Source organism: Hyalangium sp., assembly GCF_035629615.1.
Taxonomy (GTDB): Bacteria; Myxococcota; Myxococcia; order Myxococcales; family Myxococcaceae; genus Hyalangium.
Genome location: NZ_DASPHO010000893.1, coordinates 12,597 through 29,316, shown reverse-complemented (window position 1 = coordinate 29,316; position 16,720 = coordinate 12,597). Strand labels below are relative to the sequence as shown.

Here is a 16,720-nt window from a genome sequence, read left to right as displayed (position 1 = left end):
TCGCGCTGGCTGCAGGGCTCGACAAGGACGCCGAGGCCGTAGAGGGCCTGTTCGCCTGTGGCTTCTCCGCGGTGGAGATTGGCACCGTCACCCCGCGTCCCCAGCCGGGCAACCCGCCCCCACGACTCTTCCGGATCCCCGAGCATCGCGCCCTCATCAACCGCATGGGCTTCAACAACCATGGGGCGGCCGTGGCCGCTGAGCATCTGCGCGCGCGTTCCTGGCACCCTGCCCCGCTGGGCGTGAACCTGGGCAAGAACAAGGACACGCCGCTGGAGCAGGCCGTGGAGGACTATGTGGCCTGTGTGGAGGTGCTGGCGCCGCTGGGGGACTACGTCGTCGTCAACGCCAGCTCGCCCAACACCCCAGGCCTGCGCAAGCTCCAGGAGCCCGAGCAGCTCACGGCACTGCTGCGCGCGGTGAAGGAGCGCCTCCAGCAAGTAGCGCCTGGCAAGCCGCTGTTCCTCAAGATTGCGCCGGATCTCACGCCCGAGGCCGTGGACGAGGTGGTGGACGTGGCGCTCGAGTGCGGTCTCTCTGGGCTGATCGCCACGAACACCACGGTGGCCCGCCCCTTCGAGCATCCTCTCGCCCAGGAAGCCGGCGGGCTGTCAGGGGCTCCGGTGCGCGAGCCGGCCAACGCTGTCATCCGCCGGGCGTGGAAGCGCAGTGGCGGGGCGCTGCCCATCATCGGTGTGGGTGGAGTCTTCACCGCCCAGGACGTCTACGAGAAGCTGCGCGCCGGCGCCTCCGTGGTCCAGGCGTATACGGGCTTCATCTATGAGGGCCCAGGCATGGTGCGCCGGGTGGTCCAGGAGCTGGGCGCCCTGCTCGCTCGGGACGGCTTCCGCTCTGTCCGCGAAGCCGTGGGCGTGGAGCACCGTGCTCCGACGCTCATTGCCCCCTCCGAGCCAGGCGCTCCGATCCCAGGCTGAGCCAAGACACTCTTGCCCATGAGCTCACCCAGGCGATCCCTCCTCGGGCGCCTTCGCCTTGTACCAATCCTCGTGGGGGCTCCACTCATGGCAGCGGAGGCACTGGGTGTGGCGCCACTGCGCGCCACACTCGGGGCAGATGCCTCCGGTGTCGAAGGTGTTCCACGCGCAGCCACAGCGGCAGGACCAGAGGTCCGTCTTGCGCGGCCGCCAGCTACACTTCGGGCAGCGGATGCGTCCGCCCCCCACCGTGTCTTCCAGGCGCTCCTGCTGCTGCACGCCCCCACCCTTTTCGGGCTCCTCGGCGCCGTGCTTTGCTTCCCGCCGTGTGAACGGCTCAGAGTGAGAACAGAACACCCCTCCATTCTGCCACGCCTTCGTGCGCCGCGGGCGCCCCCACGTCACTCCTTGGGCCAATCGGGAGCGGCGATCTCCATCGGACCGTTCAACCAGGCCGCGTAGGCGGCCTCGTCTGCCACGGCGTAGGAGCGCCCGAAGGCTTGCTGGAAGTATGTGCCCCAATCTGGCTGCCGTCCGTCCTCATCCTTGAAGCCGTACTCCTTGGCGAGCGCCCAGGAGCTGAAGACCCGTCCGGATTTCGCAGCGACGTTCGGGTCTGCCGCCAGGGCCGCGACAGCCCGGCCCACATAGAACGGCGTCTCCGAGGCGATGAAGTGCGGATCCTTGGCCGCTCCCTCCTGCCAGTTCGCCTCCGTGACTCCAAAGTTCTCGAGCATCGCCTCCGAACGGAGAAAGCCCGGTGTCACCGCAAGCGCCGTAATCGCATGGCGCCGGAGATCCCACGCCATGTCGAACGCCAGGCGGATGACCGACATCTTGACGAGATCGTAGAAGAGATTGCCGCGATATCCGAAGGTGTCCCCATCGGTGATCTCGACGATCAGCCCTCGGCCGTGCTCGAGCATGAGCGGCACGGCATAGCGGCTCGTCAGGATGTGCGAGTAGATGCCGCGCTCGAGCATGAGCCGGCCCTTCGCCGGCGCGAGCTTCCAGAAAGGGAGGCTGAACTCCGTGAGCTCGTCCCCCCCCCAGATGTCGTTGATGAGCACGTCCAGCCGGCCCTGCTCGCGCTTCACGCGCGCGCACAGCTCCGCTACCTCGCCCTCGACGGTATGGTCGGTCCGCACCGCGATCCCACGGCCGCCTCGCGCGTCGACCCGCTCCGCTGTCTCCTCGATGGTCTCAGGGCGTGTGCCGGTGGCCGGCCGTCCCCGCACGCTGCGGCCGGTGCAGTACACCGTGGCCCCTGCCTCTCCCAGCATCATCGCGATGCCGCGGCCGGCCCCACGTGTGGCACCCGCGACGAGCGCGATGCGTCCCTCCAGTGGCTTCATGGCTGTCCTCCAAGACCGTGTGTGATGCGCGATCTCCGCGCGGATGGTTCAAGCACCGTAGCTGCCTATTCCTGACATCCTGTGTCAGGATTGCGCGCCTATTGTTCTGGACACCATGCGCGCGGATCGACTCGTCCACTTGCTGAAGCTCCTGCAGACCCGGCCACGCTGGACAGCTGGCGAGCTCGCACGGCGTCTGGAGGTCTCGGAGCGCACCATCTATCGCGATCTCGACGCGCTCTCGACCTCCGGCGTGCCCGTGTTCGCGACGCGCGGGCCTGCTGGCGGCGTGTCTCTCGTCGACGGGTGGCGCACTCAGCTCACCGGCTTCACGCGCGAGGAGGTCCATGCGCTGGCCGCTGTCGGAGCACCTGGCGCGCTCGAGGATCTCGGCTTGTCAGCCCCCTTGCGCAGCGGGCTCGTGAAGCTCGCAGCCGCGCTCCCGGCCCTCCAGCAATCCGTCATCGAGTACGCACGCCAGCGGATTCACGCAGACCCGTCATCCTGGTTCTCGGAGCGCGAGCCCGTGCCACACCTCGCCGTGCTGCGCGATGCCGTCTGGCAGAATCACCGCGTCCGGCTCGCGTACCGTGACTTCGACGGGCGCGCCTCCAAGCGCATCGTGGAGCCGTACGGGCTCGTCATCAAGGCCGACCGCTGGTACCTCGTCGCAGGGACTGACCGCGGGCCGAGCGTCTTTCGCGGAGCACGCATCGATGAGGCACGCCTCCTACCGTCGACCTTCGAGCGGCCCGAGCGCTTCGATCTGGCGGCGTTCTGGAAGGAGTGGTGCGCGCAGTTCGCTGAGCGCCGCGCCCGGTACGAAGTCTCACTCCGGGTCGCCCCGGAAGGCGAGGAGGCGCTCCAGCACGTCCGGCCTCCGGCCGATCATGCACGCCTCGCCGAGGCCCACCGGGCACCCGACGGGACGAAGACTGTCACCGTCGACTTCGAGCGAGAGAGCATCGCCCTCTCGCAGCTCTGTCTCATCGGACGCTCCGTCGAGGTGCTCGCCCCCGAGGCTCTTCGCTCCCGGCTGCGCGCGATCTCCGCCGACCTCCAGTCCCTCTACGGCCCGACATGAACACCTCAGAAGCTCCAAGCGCCGGCTCCCGAAGTCGGCGAGCCGGCCCTCAGAGACTCACTCAGAGGATGTCCCCCGGACGCTCTCCCTCGGCCGTGGTGCCCGCGGGCGTCGGCTGCTTCCAGGAGACCTGGGTGCTGGGACCGACCCCTGGCACGGAAGACTGAGTGGAATCCGCGTCGAAGACATCGGCCGCCACGCTCGCCTTGCTCGAGGCCTCGGCGGTTGTCCCCTCCGTCAGGAAGCGCTGGTGCCAGTTCTCCAGGCACCAGAGCGCGAAGACCTCCTCGGTGCGGTTCCCAGCCGCGCGGTGCTCATCGAGCAGCCGCTCCACGGTCTTGGCCGGGAACAGCGACCGGCAGGCGCTCCGGGAGGCCAGCAGCTCATCACGCACCTGTGCGTGGAGCTGATTCCGCAACCACGAGCCCGTCGGCACCGGGAAGCCCCGCTTCGGCCGGTGGAGAATCTCCTTGGGGAGCTTGGACTTCATGCCCTGCCGCAGCAGGTACTTGCCCACCCACCCCTTCAGCTTGAGGTGATCCGGCACGGACCAGCACAGCTCCAGCAGCTCGTGATCGAGGAACGGCGTGCGCAGCTCGATTGACGCGGCCATGGACATCTTGTCGGCCTTGATCAGCAGATCGTCCGGCAGCCAGCTCTTCACATCGGAGTAGAGCATCCGCGACAGCGGGCTCAGCCCCCGGGTCCGCGCATGCAGGTACTCGAGCCGATCGGCCCCACTCGGGCCCGATACCTTGCTGAGCATCTCCGCCAGCAGCGCCTCGTCGGAGAACGCCCGGGAGACCCCCAGGTAGCGCGTCTCGAAGGGACGGGCCACCCACTGCAGGTACTTCCGGAGCTTTGCGTCACTGACGAACCGGGACAGCCCCCCTGCGACCTGGCTCGCGAGCGGGAGCCGGTGGATCTGCTCCATCACGAGCTGCTTGGCGTAGATGGGGTAGCCGGCGAGCAGCTCGTCCGCGCCCTCGCCGGAGAGCACCACCACTACGCCCTCCTGGCGGGCCTTCTCCGACAGGTAGTAGAGCGGGATGCAGGCCGCATCCGCGAGCGGCTCGTCCAGGTGCCAGGCCAGCCTCGGCATGAACTCACCGAAGGCCTCGGGCGTGAGCAGCACCTCGTGGTGCTCGGTCTGCAGAGCCGTCGCCGCCATCTTCGCGTAGGTGAGCTCGCTGTCCGGATCCCCCAGGTAGCCCACCGAGAAGCTCTTCAGCGGCCCGGTGACATTGCGGCGCATCGCCCACGTCACCGCCGTCGAGTCCAGTCCGCCTGAGAGGAACACCCCCACGGGCACGTCGGACATGAGCCGGATCCGCACCGACTCCTCGAAGAGATGGAGGAAGCGCTCCATCAGCTCACCCTCGCTGACCCGCTTCTCGGGCGGCTGGGAGAGCGGCACGTCCCAGAAAGGCCACACCGTGACTTCGCCGTTCTGGAAGCGAAGGCTGTGGCCAGGCTGGAGCCGCTGCACGCCCTTGAACAGGGTGGCCGGCCCTGGCACGTAGCGCAGCGCCAGGTAAGCCGGGAGCTGGGTGCGATCGAGCTCACGCTGGACGCCGGGAGAGGCGAAGAGCGCTTTGACCTCGGAAGCGAACACCAGGTCGCGCCCCGCGCGCGCATAGTACAGCGGCTTCTTCCCAAGCCTGTCCCGGCTCAGGAAGGCCACCTGGCGCCGCGCGTCCCAGATGGCGAAGGCGAACATGCCGCGCAGCTTCTCCGGCAGCCGCTCGCCCCACTCCTCCCACCCGTGGACCAGCACCTCCGTGTCCGATCGGGTCTTGAAGACGTGGCCCTTGGCCTCCAGCTCCGCCTTCAACGGAAGGTAGTTGTAGATCTCTCCGTTGAACGTCACCTGGACTTCAGGAGTGCAGCCCGCCAGCGGCTGGGCGCCTCCCGCCAGATCGATGATGGACAACCGCAGGTGCCCGAGCGCCGCCCTGCCGCCCTCCCAGAACCCGCTGCCATCCGGCCCACGGTGCGTCATCCGCTCGCACATGGCCCGCACCCAGCGCCCGTCGCTGCGCCCCTGCGCATCCGCAGCGATCCTTCCAGCAATCCCACACATGAAATGAGCTCCCCCTGTGGCCGCGGAATCTAAGAATGGGATCGAGCCTTGCCCACTGGCCCCATGAGCCAGAGCGGCGAGCAGACAACCGGTACTGAACGGAACCCGCGCAGTCACCGCACCCCAGGCCCAGAGGCCGGGCAGTCACCGCGCGAAAAAATGAGGGCGCCCGCCGGCCCCTTGGAGTTTGACCGGCGAGCGCCCCGGGCTTCGGCCCATCTGGTGCCGAACCCTAGAAGTTCAGTCCTAGCTCTACCTCTGCCTGCACGAAGCTCAAGTTCAGCGCCGCCTCGCGCCCCTCAGCCTGGACTTGGATACTACGGTATTCCCGCGATTCCATTTCATCAAGATTTCCCCGTCACTATTCTATGACGGTGAACGAAGGACGCGTTGGTACAGCGCGTCATGCTGCTCCACCAGGCGCTGCAGGGAGAGCTCCCGCCGCACGAAGCCCCGCGCGGTCGCCCCCATGTCCCGAGCCTTCTCGGGGTGCTCGAGCACCCAGCGGAAGGCCTGGGCCAGCTCGGCCGGGCGCTCGGGCTGCACCACCCGCCCGCGCTCGCCATCCACGATGAGATCCGTGTTGCCGCCCACCGCCGTCACCACCATGGGCACCCCCGCGGCCATGCCCTCCATCACCGCGTTGGACATGCCCTCGGCCGTGGAGCAGAGCACGCCCAGGTTCGCCCGGGTGTAGATAGCCGGCACGTCCTGCCGGCGCCCCAGGAAGTGGGCCCGATCCGTCACCCCCAGCTCCGCCGCCTTGCGCTCCAGCTCCGGGCGCAGCGGACCATCCCCCACGAACCAGGCGTGCAGCGTCAGCCCCTCGCTCCGCAGCAGGGCGAGCGCCTGCAGCACATCCTCCTGCCGCTTCACGGGGTGGTTCATGTTGGCCACGTGCACCACCGCGGGCGCCCCGCCCGTGTCTGGCAGTGGACTCTGGAGGCCGGCTCGGGCCCGATCATCGAAGCGCGGCAGATCCAGGCCGTTGTGGATGACGCTCACTCGCGAGGCGGGCAGCCCCTCCTCCTCCACCACCATGCGGCGGATGGCCTCCGCGTTGGCCACCACGTGGTCGGCCATGTTGGTGAGCTCCGCGAGTGCCGCGCAGCGCACCGGGCCCAGCCAGTGGGCCAGATCCAGCCGGCCGACGATGACCTTCACCCCGGCCAGCCTCGCCGCGGGAACCACCAGCATCGTCGAGTAGAAGTCGTGCACATGCACCAGCTGCACCTGGTGGCGCCGGAACCAGCGCGCCATGCGGACGATCTGCCAGCCCGTGTTGGGCCGCATCAGCGAGCCCGTGAGCGGGAACTCCTCCGGGATGTAGCCGAGCTGCCGGAGCGTGGCTGACAGCGGCCCCGCATCCTCCAGCACGGACACCTGGAGCTGGTACCTCGCCGGCAACCCTCTCAACAGCTCCAGCACCTGAACTTCCGTCCCCCCAATATGAAACGACCGGGTGAACTGCACCAGGCGGATGGGCTCCTCGCCCACCGCCTCCGCCTCACGCCGCATGCCCTGACCCCTCCCAGGCCGTCGACGAGCCCTTGCCCGCCGCCGGCGCCCGTTGCACCACCACCGCCGCTGTCTCCGCGCGGGCCTGCGCAATCCGGTGCGCGCTCGCTGCCATGCCGAACAGCACGTACAGGTGCGCAGACAGGACGTAGCCCGAGAAGAGATCGCACACGAGATAACCCGCCATGGACGCCGCCAGCGCCCGCCCCAGCCACCCCATCTGGCTGTCCTTCGAGCTCGCGAAGGCGCCGCCCGTGGCGCCTCCGGCGAACACGAGGAAGAGCAGCAGGCCGACGAAGCCCAGCTCGCCAATCACATCCAGGAAGATGTTGTGCGCCACGAAGGCATGCGTGGCCTCCGGGGGTGCGTAGAAGGGCCACGCGTAGCGGAAGGCCCCCACGCCCACGCCGAGCAGCGGCCGATCCAGGCTGATGCGCGAGGCCACCTGCCACGCGTGGACGCGGCCCATGGCCGAGGCGTCCTCGTGGAAGGAGGTCACCGTCTCGTTGCGCTGCCAGAAGCTCTGAGGCGCGAACACCACCAGCCCCACCACCAGCACCGCGCCCAGCACAATGGCCTGCATGCGCCGCTTCTCGCGAATGGCCCACACTCCCATCGCCACGGCCAGGCCGATGAAGCCACCGCGCGAGTGGCTCAGCACGATGGCCGCCACCGCCAGCCCCGCCGCCGCCCCACACGCCACGCGCAGCACCCAGCCCGACTCCTTGCGCGCCAGGAAGGCCACCGCCAGCGGCACCACCAGCCCCAGGTTCATGGCCATGTGGTTCGGGTCCGCGAACACGCCCACCCACCGGGCCCGGTAGCCCTCCACCAGATCCACTCCCGTCTGATACCAGTTGATGACGCCAATGGACGTCACGATCGACGCGAGCACCATCGCCCCGCAGAGGATCGCCAGCCGCCGGCCCGTGGTGATGACGTTGATGATCGTCAGATAGATGGCGGTGAGCTTGAGCAGCTCGAGGCCCGTGGAGCGCGTCACGTCCGGGTTCACCGACCAGGACACCGACGCGAAGGCCAGCCCCGAGAAGGCCAGCAGCGCCAGGCCGCGCACGCCGTCGAAGTAGAGCGGCTCGGCCCGCCCCAGCCGCCGCAGCGCCATCAGTCCCGCCGCCACTCCCGAGGTCACCAGCGCGAGCCGCAGGGGATCGAGCACCGGGATCCACTCACCGGGCACGGTGTACATGACCACCGCAAAAGCGGTCAGCGCGTAGAACGCCAGGACGTCTCGCTGCTGCCCCTGCTCTCCTACACCCATACCTTCCTCCTGGCTGCTTCGGCGTTGGAACGAACGCGTGCGCTCAGGGCCATAAGCAGGTGACATGCCAGTCACCCTGTCGGGCAAAGTCCCGTGGATCCAAAGCCTTGCGGCGGACACCTGGGCCTCGCGGAGGGGGATGCTGAAAGAATTACGGTATCGGAGCACCCTCCATGGGAAGGATGACAGCAAGGGTGGGATCCACGCGGCCCTCCTGGAGGTAGGGCGCGCCCAGCTCCCCAAGCACCCGCTCGAGGGTGATGTCCACCAGGCGACGCAGCTCTGGCCGGGCCTCAGGGGCCACCGCAGGCTCCAGTGCGGTGCGTGCCCTCTCGGCGGCGCTGGCGCGCAGGCGGGGGGCCTGGGCCGTCCCTTCGAAGAGCCGCTCGCCCAACTCCACCGTGCGCCCCAGCGGCACAGGGCGCGGATCCGCCCGGCCGTCCAGCACCGCCATGGCAACAGTGGCGGTGAAGAGCCGCTCCACCCCCAGCACGGAGAGCGCGACGCCGAAGCGGGCCAGCACCTCGCGCGCCGCCGCCTCCGTGCCCCCCAGCAGCCCGCGGAACAGCTCCACCTGCGCCTCCGCCCGGGCGAGCAGCGCCTCGCTGGCGGCGATCTCCCTCAACGAGCGGAACGGCACGGGCTCCGCGCCCTGCACGCGCAGCGCACGGCGGGGGCGCTTGAGGCGCAGCGCCTCGACGGCCGCCGCCTCCTCGGGAAAGAGGAGCATCGTGTCGTCCATCCGGGCCAGCGGCGCCTTCACCAGCCGGTCCGCGCGGAACTTCAGCGTCAGGGTGAGAGAGAAGCCCACCTGGAAGATGCGCTGGAGCGGTGTGTCCCGCACCACCTCCGCGGCGCGGGCAAGCTCGCCGCCCGTGAGGTGCTCCAGCCCCAGGGAGAGGTAGTCGCGCACCACCTCCCCCACCCGGCGCACGGCCTCCAGATCTCCCGGATCTGCCAGCTCCGCGACCAGGGCGGCGTTGGCGACCCCGCGCAGCTCGTCCTCGAGGTTCTCGCGCTCCACCTCCGTCAGCTCGCGGAACACGGCCTCCAGGGCGTCCACGTGGCCCTGCACAGGAGCGAGCGCCGGCTGCGCACTCCGGGCCGGCGCAGGCCCGAGGTCCACGCGGCTGAAGAGCTGCATCGCCTCCTCGAGCGTCGGGAAGCCCAGATCCTGCAGCCGCGCCGCCCGGAAGCGGTGGGCCGTCTCCTCCAGCTCGCTGGACACCTCCCAGCGGGTGGCCTCCATCAACCGCACCGACTCGAAGGGGTTCTCCGCGATCAGATCCCTGAGGATCGCCCGCAGCGCAGCCTGCTCCACGCCCTCCACCTTCAGCTCGATCAGGTAGCGGCCCTCGGGTGTCTCCATCGTCACCCCCTCGGGGTTGACGTCCGGGTTCTCCTCCAGATCGTGCATCTGGGTGAACTCGCGCAGCATGAACTCGAGCAGCTCGAGATCCATGCCGTGGAGCTTTCGGAGGAACTCCTCGGGCTCGTCCCCGCGCGCGGCGCGCAGCCAGGTGAGCAGCACGTGGGAATCGATCCGGTCCCGCTGCCAGCCCGCCAGGTCCACGAAGGCCTGGAACTGCTTGGGCGAGGCGAGCTGGACGAGCTCGGTGGCGTCCGCCAGCCCTACCTCCTGGATCGTTGTGTAGAGCTCCTCCGCGGGCAGCGAGCGCACCAGGGCGCGTGCCTCAGGGGCCTCGACCAGGGCCTCCATCCGCCTCCGCGCTGGAAGCTGGGACAGCTGCCGGCGCAGCTGCTGGTGAGCCAGCTGCGCGTCTTGGCCATTTCCCCTGCCATTTCCCTTGACGTTCTCGGACACGGCGCGTGCCTACCACAGCCCCCCCCCGGCAGGGAGGAGATCGCGGCAGGTACTGACCGTTACTGGAGGATGATCTCGCACTCGTAGTTCACGTCGAACGATTTGAGCTTCGGCGTGAGCTGGCTCTGGCGATCCTCGGACCGGAGGACGAACTCCACGCGGAGGAAGCGGCCCTTGGGCACGCCCGCGGCGCGGAGATCCGCCGGTGAGGAGTTGAACGGCCCCTTGCGCAGCCGCGGGTCGGTCAGCTCGGCCTGGTCGTTGCTGACCGTGACGAAGGCCTGGATGGATGTCCTCGGCGGGACGACGGCATCCCACACCAGGTAGCGCCAGATCGTCTCCGTGCCGCACTCGGGCGCGGTGAAGGTCTGACGGTAGGAGCCCAGCGGCGCGGTGAAGTTGCGCAGCTGGTAGCCGGTGAAGTCCGAGTACGTGTACAGGCCGTTGCCCTGCTGCGCCGTGCGCAGGATCTCGCCGGTCTCGCGGTGGACGCGCAGGGCGTTGCCAGAGCGGTTGTTCACCCACGCGTGGCCGTCCGTGTCGAGCCCCACGCCGATGGCCTCTCTTGTCCGGGAGTCCGTGGCGTCGATGAAGTCCACCATCCCCACGCCCGGATAGTTGAAGCGCTTGAGGGTACCGTCGTTGCCGTTGAAGGCGATGAGCTGGGAGGACGAGGCATTGCTGGTGTTGAGGTCCGAGCTCATCCAGATGAAGCCTTGTTCATCCGCCGCGATGCCTCGGGGGCGCCGGATCTTCGTGTTGATCTGGCTCACCGCGTTGGTGAAGTCGAACTCCGTCCAGGCGCCCAGCGTGGAGCCCGTTCCTGGCGGGTGAGCGTACCGGAAGGCCTTGGCGCCCGCGCTCCACCCGGCGACCCACACACGATCCTGGCCGTCCACGGCGATGCCGTAGTTGCCCGAGGTCATCGGCGGGATGATGTCTCCGCGGATGAGCGCCCCCGCGTTCGTGTCGATGAGCGCCAGCCGCGCCGGCGACAGACCGGAGGACACCATCCACAGCCGCTGCTGGCTGTCGATGGCCGCGCCATAGGGGCCGAATGGGATGGTGACCTTCAGCTGCCCGGCAGCGTTCACCGGCACCTGCTGCCCCGTGACGGGATCGAGCTTGATGGCGGCGTTCTCGTTGTGCACACCCACCCAGACGTCGCCCGCAGTGCCCTCGAGCCCCGCGGAGATGGCCATGGCGCGGGCCTTGATGGTGCCGTTGCCCGGCGGCCCCACCGGCGTGCTGAAGAGCATGCACTCGTCGTACTGATTCGGGTCCGCCCAGTCCGTCGGGAAGATCATCTCGCCGTCCGCCGGGTTGAGGCTGATGGCGCCGTCGTTGTTCTTGTCCTCGCTCGTGTCGATGGCGCCGTTGCCGTTGCGATCGACACAGAACGCCTTGCTGTTGGCGATCTTCGTCACCGAGCCCTGGGTGCTCTGGGCGCGGTTGGCCACCCACACATCCCCGAAGAGATCCACCGCGGTGCGGCTGGGGTTGTTACCAACATTGCCGCGCAGGCCGTTGGGGTAGCCGACAGTGCCATCCGGCTTCGTGCGTCCGTCGATGGGGATGGCCGCGTGGTAGCGCCCCACCTCCTTGCCGGTGCGCGTGTCGTACTTGGACACCGTGTTCTGGTCGTTGTTGGCGATCCACGCGAAGGCCAGCTCCGTCCTGCCACCACCCAGGACGATGTCGCCATCGGGATCCACCTGCACGTTGTCACCGCCGGTGAGCGGGCCCGTGCCGGCATCCACCGGGAACCCACCATCCGGGCGCCCACTGAGCGTGGTCCCCGCATCCGGATTGTAGATGACACCCCCATCATCGCCCGTGTTCCCGCCGCCATCCTGGCCCCCATCCGTGATCGGATCGCCGTCCCAGGGCGGCTTCACATCCGGCGGATCTCCGCACTTGCAGCCACTGATGACGGCCGCGGTGAAGGCGATGACGATCATGTACCGACGCATACCCATGCCTCCCGCACTCGAGAACCCGTGCGAATCAACCCCGATTAGAGCCAGGAAATAGTGGAAAGGCAGATTGGGTCAACTCAAACCCGGGTCGCCTTCCCGAATACACCGAGCAGAGCCTCCCACACTTCCTCCACTCCGAGCTTCTCCGTGGACGAAAAAGGAAGGAGCGCCTCAGGTGGGAGAGAGAGCTCCTTCACGAGCGCCTGCATGCGGGGCTTGCGGCGGGCCTTGGGGATCCGATCGATCTTCGTCGCGACGACGAGGATGCGCTTGCCCCTGTCCTGCAGGTAGTCGAGCGTCAGGTGGTCATCCGGCGTGGGGCCCACCTCCGCGTCGATGATGCTCACCACGGCCTCCAGGTGGTGCCGCTTCTCCAGGTAGGTGGTGATCATCGTCTCCCACTGGGAGCGCTCGGCCTTGCTGGCCTTGGCAAAGCCATAGCCCGGCAGGTCCGCCAGCCGCACCTGGTGACGCACGCCCTTTCGCTCCAGCTCCACATCGAAGAAGTTGAGCGTGCGCGTGCGCCCCGGCGTGTTGGAGACGCGCACCAGCTTCTTGCGCCCCGTCAGGGCGTTGATCATGGAGGACTTGCCTACATTGGAGCGGCCCACAAAGGCCACCTCGGCAGCATGCCCGGTAGGGTAGCCCTTGGGCTCCACGGCGGTGACGACAAAGCGGGCGTCAATGAGCTTGATCACGCGGCTACTTCTTCGCCTTCTCGGGCGCAGGGACCTCCGCTCGAGCGGACTTCTTCGCGCGCTCGGCGGACCAGTGGTCGATGGCCTTGAGAGACTCCACGAAGTTGAACGGCCGGAGCGAGGGCGAGGAGGCGTCGTGGCAGGTCCGGCACTGCTTGTCGGAGGGGTCTACCAGCCCCACCAGCCGGGCCAGCTCCGGATCCTTCATCACGAAGCCGGGCGCGTAGTACTGGCCCCCGCCGTGGCACGTCTCGCAGGAGACATTGGCCACGCCCTGCGCCTCGTCCGGGGCATGACAGGACAGGCACCGCGCATCCTTCTTCTGGGTCTCGGAGAGCGAGTCCGTGGCACGGGCATGCTTGGACTGCTGCCAGGCGGTGTAGGCCGCGGGGTGACAGCCCTTGCAGCTCTCCGGACCGACGAAGTCTGCGGCCCCCGCCGCGGCGGATACGACAAGGAACAGGGGCAAAAGCCAGAAACCGGAGGTGCGCATCGAGATCGCACCTAGCAGAGCACCCCAGGCCGGGCAAGGCATCTTGAATGCGAGGGAGCAGGCAGCGTTCTATATGAGGAACCTTGAGCCCTACCCCGGGGATCCGTTAGTCAGGCAGTTCGCTCGACAGCTCAGGAGAACCGTGATGCGTCCCTTCGCCATCCTTGCCATGCTCGTCGCCGCCTTCCCCGCCGCCGCCAAGCCGTGGCAAGGCATTGAGCCCGGGGTCTCCAAGAAGGAGGAGGTGACCCAGAAGTTCGGTGAGCCCTCCCGGGTCGTCAACCAGGCGGACAAGGAGGTCATCGCCTACTTCGGCAAGGAGGCCATCAAGGGCACCACCCAGGCCCAGTTCAAGGTGGACGCCGCCACGAAGGTCGTCGAGCGCATCGACGTGTTCCCTGGTCCCGTCATCGACAAGGAGACCATCGAGAACAGCTACGGGACGGCGTGCCCGAACGGCCCGCCGCCTGCCAACCCCTGCTACATCAAGAAGATGACCGAGGAGTTCCGCACCTACTACCTCTACCCCAAGCTGGGCCTGGCCATCTTCTTCAACGAAGACGGCAAGTCGGTGCACTCGTTCATCTTCACCACGCTGAAGGCGGCGAAGTAGGCCGGCCTTGCGCCTCTATGGCCTGACCGGCGGGATCGCCTCTGGCAAGAGCACCGTGAGCACGATGCTCCGGGAGCTGGGGGCGCAGGTGCTGGACGCGGATGTCATCGCCCGTGAGGTGGTGGAGCCCGGCACCCCTGGGCTGGCCGCCGTGGCCGCGCGCTTCCCCGGCGTGCTGGGTCCGGATGGCCGGCTGGATCGAGCGAAGCTGGGGGCTCGCGTCTTCGCGGACCCCACCGAACGCGCCGCCCTCAACGCCCTGGTCCACCCCCTCGTCCGTCAGGCGTTCCTCGAGAAGGTCCAGGCCCTGGCCGCACAGGGGGTGGAGCGCGTCGTCTATGACGTGCCGCTGCTCATCGAGGCGGGCCTGCAGGCCGGCATGGACGGGGTGGTGCTGGTCTGGGTGCCCCGCCCGCTCCAGAAGGCCCGGCTGATGACCCGGGACGGGCTGGACGAGGCGGCGGCGGAGGCCCGGCTGGCGGCCCAGCTTCCTCTGGACAGCAAGCGCCCCCACGCCACCTGGATCGTGGACAACTCGGGAGAGCTGGCTTCCACGCGAGCCCAGGTGGAGCAGGTGTGGCGGGCCATGCTCGCGCGCGGCTGAGCCCCGGGTATGCTGCGCCGCCCATGAGCGACACGCGGAAGAAAGCAGAGGGCGCCGGCCCGGGGACGTACTTCGTCACCGGCTACCCGGGGTTCATCGGCAAGCGGCTGGTGGAGCACATCGCCCGCGAGGATCCCCAGGGCCACATCTACGCCCTGGTGCAGCCCAAGATGCTCAAGGACGCGCAGAAGCACGCGGCCCGGGTGCAGGGCGCCACGCTGGAGCTGCTCACCGGGGACGTGGTGGACATGCACCTGGGCCTGTCCGGCGAGGAGTACCAGGGCCTGTGCGAGAAGGTGACGGATGTCTACCACCTGGCGGCCATCTCCAACCTGAGCGCCCCCAAGGAGACGGCCTGGCGGGTGAACGTGGACGGCACGCGCAACGTGCTGGAGCTGGCGCGCGACTGCACCCGGCTGCGGCGCTTGAGCTACTTCTCCACGTGCTACGTGTCCGGCGATCGGCTGGGCGTCATCGCCGAGGACGAGCTGGATCGGGGGCAGAGCTTCCGCAACCCATATGAGGAGTCCAAGTTCCAGGCAGAGAAGCTCGTCCAGCGCGCCTCCGCCACCCTGCCCGTCACCATCTTCCGCCCGTGCTCGGTGGTGGGCGACTCGCGCACGGGAGAGATCGACCGCTTCGAGGGCCCCTACTACCTGGGCATCCTGCTGGTGACGTCCCCCATGGTGGTGCCGCTGCCCCTGCCCGGCAACGGCGTGGCGCCCCTCAACGTCGTGCCCGTGGACTACCTGGTGTCCGCGGTGTGGCACCTCTCGCGCGATCCGCGCGGCGCGGGGCGCACCTTCCACCTGGTGGATCCCAACCCCATGAGCGCCCGCCGCGTGTACGAGCAGATCGCGGAGAAGGCCAACCGGAAGCTGCCGCGCTTCACCCTGCCCTCCCGGGCGGCGGACGTCATGCTGCGCCTGCCCGTGCTGGAGAAGCTGGCCCGGCCCCAGCGCGCTGCCATCAGCTACGTCAACCACCTGGCCATCTACAACTGCCACAACACCCTGGAGCTGCTGGACGGGACGGGCATCCGCTGCCCTCCCCTGGGCTCCTACCTGGATCAGCTCGTCGCCTACGTCCGCGAGCAGTACCGCAAGCGCCGCGAGAGCCTCGAGGTGGACGATCCCCTCGATCACGGTCCCGGGCCCGGCAGTGAAGAGAACCCGCCCTCCCACCCTACCTCCCGCCAGCCATGAACCGTCCGCTCTCCCTCCTCTTCGTCCTCGTGTCGGCGCTCCACGGCGCCGGGTGCATCGTCCAAGGCAGCGACGACAGCCCGTGCGATCCCAACCCCTGCACCGAGCCCAACCGCAGCGTCTGTGTCGAGGAGGGGGGAGACTCACGCTGCCTGTGTGAGGCGGGCTTCATCGCGCGCCCCAGCGGCGCCTGCGAGCCCCTGGGCCCCAGCAACTGCGCCGAGCACGCCGGAGACGCCGCCGAGCCAGATGACTGCCAGGCCCGCGCCCAGCCGATCTCCAGCAGCAGCCCCTCCCTCCAGCAGTCGATCGATCCCATCGGCGACTACGACTTCTTCCAGTTCAGCACCTTCGCCCGCGAGCTCTACTCCGTCAGCGTGCAGGCCCAGGGCTCGCTGCTGCCCCGCGTGGACGTGTTCGATCAGGGCGGCGTGTGGGTCACCGCCGCCGAGGCGCCTGGCCGCGTCGATCTCTTCTTCAAGGCGCGCGTCTCCTCGCCCCACTTCGCCCGCGTCAGCCACTCACCCGTGGATCCCTCCGTGGCCACCGGCGGCTACACTCTCTCCTTCAAGTCCCTGGGCCGGGAGGACCATGGAGACTTCCCCGAGGAGGCCACCTCCATCTCGCCCGATCCCGCCAGCACCACCAACCCCAGCAGCTTCACCGGCCGCTTCGATTACCCCCGCGACCAGGACTGGTTCCGCTTCGAGGGCGACGTGGGCCGCAACTACCGCATCTTCTTCGACTCCAGTACAGGCCGCGTCGTCCCCGCCGTGGCCGTCTTCGCGGGCGGCAACCTCCGCCAGCCCCTCTTCACCTCCCTGAACGCCACCATCTCCTTCTCCCTGCCGGCGGATGACACCGTCTTCATCGTCCTGGATCCGCCTCAGGCCAGTGGTGGCAGCACCTATGCCTTCAACTTCCTCGTGAACTGACCGGGCGAGCAGGCTGGGCGTCCTCTCCTGAATTTCTATCTAATCGCCGCTAGCAGCTTTTCATGGCTTGACGGGCTCTCTCAAAAGTGTTGGGGGGGCCCTTTTCAACTTTTC

The 16,720-nt window shown here is 68.5% G+C and carries 15 protein-coding genes; 6 read left to right on the top strand and 9 right to left on the bottom strand.

Going from position 1 to position 16,720, the window contains the following annotated elements:
• Window positions 1-935 (top strand): quinone-dependent dihydroorotate dehydrogenase (locus VD972_RS44635; protein ID WP_324996118.1); only part of this gene is annotated, 935 nt, incomplete at its 5' end.
• 24 nt (window positions 936-959) lie between these two features.
• Here VD972_RS44635 and VD972_RS44630 read toward each other — a convergent pair.
• Window positions 960-1,214, bottom strand: a complete 255-nt coding sequence (locus VD972_RS44630) for a hypothetical protein (RefSeq protein WP_324996116.1) — start codon at window positions 1,212-1,214, stop codon at window positions 960-962.
• Between the two features lie 122 nt (window positions 1,215-1,336).
• Window positions 1,337-2,290, bottom strand: a complete 954-nt coding sequence (locus VD972_RS44625; RefSeq protein ID WP_324996114.1) for an SDR family oxidoreductase — start codon at window positions 2,288-2,290, stop codon at window positions 1,337-1,339.
• A gap of 115 nt (window positions 2,291-2,405) precedes the next feature.
• Between VD972_RS44625 and VD972_RS44620 the strand changes: the two genes are divergently transcribed.
• Window positions 2,406-3,374, top strand: a complete 969-nt coding sequence (locus VD972_RS44620; RefSeq protein WP_324996112.1) for a YafY family protein — start codon at window positions 2,406-2,408, stop codon at window positions 3,372-3,374.
• Between the two features lie 61 nt (window positions 3,375-3,435).
• Here the strand turns inward: VD972_RS44620 and asnB are convergent, their stop codons facing one another.
• The 7 genes from asnB to VD972_RS44585 form a co-directional block, all read right to left on the bottom strand.
• Window positions 3,436-5,457 (bottom strand): asparagine synthase (glutamine-hydrolyzing), encoded by a 2,022-nt coding sequence (gene asnB / locus VD972_RS44615; protein WP_324996110.1) that lies wholly within the window; start codon window positions 5,455-5,457, stop codon window positions 3,436-3,438.
• Between the two features lie 366 nt (window positions 5,458-5,823).
• Window positions 5,824-6,975: a glycosyltransferase gene (locus VD972_RS44610; protein WP_324996108.1), complete on the bottom strand. Its 1,152-nt coding sequence runs from the start codon at window positions 6,973-6,975 to the stop codon at window positions 5,824-5,826.
• On the bottom strand, window positions 6,965-8,254 hold the full coding sequence (locus tag VD972_RS44605; RefSeq protein ID WP_324996106.1) for an O-antigen ligase family protein: 1,290 nt from the start codon (window positions 8,252-8,254) through the stop codon (window positions 6,965-6,967). Before VD972_RS44605 ends, VD972_RS44610 begins: the two co-directional genes overlap by 11 nt.
• Before the next feature lie 151 nt (window positions 8,255-8,405).
• Window positions 8,406-10,079 (bottom strand): DUF6178 family protein, encoded by a 1,674-nt coding sequence (locus VD972_RS44600; RefSeq protein WP_324996104.1) that lies wholly within the window; start codon window positions 10,077-10,079, stop codon window positions 8,406-8,408.
• Window positions 10,080-10,138: 59 nt separating this feature from the next.
• The gene (locus tag VD972_RS44595; RefSeq protein WP_324996102.1) at window positions 10,139-12,052 is read right to left on the bottom strand and encodes a hypothetical protein; all 1,914 of its coding nucleotides are present in this window, start codon (window positions 12,050-12,052) and stop codon (window positions 10,139-10,141) included.
• A gap of 83 nt (window positions 12,053-12,135) precedes the next feature.
• Window positions 12,136-12,756: a ribosome biogenesis GTP-binding protein YihA/YsxC gene (gene yihA / locus VD972_RS44590; RefSeq protein WP_324996100.1), complete on the bottom strand. Its 621-nt coding sequence runs from the start codon at window positions 12,754-12,756 to the stop codon at window positions 12,136-12,138.
• A gap of 4 nt (window positions 12,757-12,760) precedes the next feature.
• The gene (locus VD972_RS44585) at window positions 12,761-13,249 is read right to left on the bottom strand and encodes a cytochrome c3 family protein (protein ID WP_324996098.1); all 489 of its coding nucleotides are present in this window, start codon (window positions 13,247-13,249) and stop codon (window positions 12,761-12,763) included.
• Between the two features lie 145 nt (window positions 13,250-13,394).
• Between VD972_RS44585 and VD972_RS44580 the strand changes: the two genes are divergently transcribed.
• Genes VD972_RS44580 through VD972_RS44565 form a run of 4 tightly spaced genes read left to right on the top strand, consistent with a single transcriptional unit; the run spans window position 13,395 to window position 16,606 of the window.
• Window positions 13,395-13,862 carry a hypothetical protein gene (locus VD972_RS44580; RefSeq protein ID WP_324996096.1) on the top strand — a complete coding sequence of 156 codons (468 nt, stop codon included), beginning with the start codon at window positions 13,395-13,397 and terminating at the stop codon, window positions 13,860-13,862.
• Between the two features lie 7 nt (window positions 13,863-13,869).
• Window positions 13,870-14,466, top strand: a complete 597-nt coding sequence (gene coaE / locus VD972_RS44575; protein WP_324996095.1) for a dephospho-CoA kinase — start codon at window positions 13,870-13,872, stop codon at window positions 14,464-14,466.
• Window positions 14,467-14,489: 23 nt separating this feature from the next.
• A complete protein-coding gene (locus tag VD972_RS44570; RefSeq protein ID WP_324996093.1) occupies window positions 14,490-15,671 on the top strand; it encodes an SDR family oxidoreductase in 1,182 nt (393 codons plus the stop codon).
• Entirely contained in the window at window positions 15,668-16,606 is a 939-nt protein-coding gene (locus tag VD972_RS44565; RefSeq protein WP_324996091.1) for a hypothetical protein, read from the top strand. Before VD972_RS44570 ends, VD972_RS44565 begins: the two co-directional genes overlap by 4 nt.
• The last annotated feature ends 114 nt before the right edge of the window (window positions 16,607-16,720 follow it).

Coding starts and splice junctions, on each gene's coding strand:
- VD972_RS44565 (WP_324996091.1), top strand. CDS start 15,668: ATGAACCGTCCGCTCTCCCTCCTCTTCGTCCTCGTGTCGGCGCTCCAC.
- VD972_RS44580 (WP_324996096.1), top strand. CDS start 13,395: ATGCGTCCCTTCGCCATCCTTGCCATGCTCGTCGCCGCCTTCCCCGCC.
- VD972_RS44585 (WP_324996098.1), bottom strand. CDS start 13,249: ATGCGCACCTCCGGTTTCTGGCTTTTGCCCCTGTTCCTTGTCGTATCC.
- VD972_RS44570 (WP_324996093.1), top strand. CDS start 14,490: ATGAGCGACACGCGGAAGAAAGCAGAGGGCGCCGGCCCGGGGACGTAC.
- VD972_RS44620 (WP_324996112.1), top strand. CDS start 2,406: ATGCGCGCGGATCGACTCGTCCACTTGCTGAAGCTCCTGCAGACCCGG.
- VD972_RS44625 (WP_324996114.1), bottom strand. CDS start 2,290: ATGAAGCCACTGGAGGGACGCATCGCGCTCGTCGCGGGTGCCACACGT.
- VD972_RS44595 (WP_324996102.1), bottom strand. CDS start 12,052: ATGCGTCGGTACATGATCGTCATCGCCTTCACCGCGGCCGTCATCAGT.
- VD972_RS44610 (WP_324996108.1), bottom strand. CDS start 6,975: ATGCGGCGTGAGGCGGAGGCGGTGGGCGAGGAGCCCATCCGCCTGGTG.
- VD972_RS44605 (WP_324996106.1), bottom strand. CDS start 8,254: ATGGGTGTAGGAGAGCAGGGGCAGCAGCGAGACGTCCTGGCGTTCTAC.
- asnB (WP_324996110.1), bottom strand. CDS start 5,457: ATGTGTGGGATTGCTGGAAGGATCGCTGCGGATGCGCAGGGGCGCAGC.